The following is a 232-nucleotide window of genomic DNA, read 5'->3' as shown; positions in this document are numbered from 1 at the left end:
GGTGGCGGCGATGCGCAAGGCGGGGGTGGGGCGGCTGGTGTTCTCCTCGACGGCGGCGGTGTACGGGGAGCCGGAGGAGGTGCCGATCAAGGAGAGCGCGCGCACCTCGCCGACCAACGCCTACGGGGCGACGAAGCTGGCGGTGGACCACCTGATCACCTCGGAGGCGCTCGCGCACGGTCTGGCGGCGGTGAGCCTGCGGTACTTCAACGTGGCGGGGGCGTACGGGCGC

Annotated in this window: 1 protein-coding gene; it reads left to right on the top strand. The window is 73.3% G+C overall.

Annotated features, from left to right (window positions below; all coding sequences use genetic code 11):
- On the top strand, window positions 1–232 hold a 232-nt coding region (locus OO48_RS34225; protein ID WP_157845624.1), incomplete at both ends, for an NAD-dependent epimerase/dehydratase family protein.

This window comes from Kitasatospora phosalacinea (assembly GCF_000716545.1).
Classification (GTDB): domain Bacteria; phylum Actinomycetota; class Actinomycetes; order Streptomycetales; family Streptomycetaceae; genus Kitasatospora; species Kitasatospora phosalacinea.
Note: the sequence above shows the minus strand (reverse complement) of the source record. Positions and strands in the feature narration are given on the sequence as shown.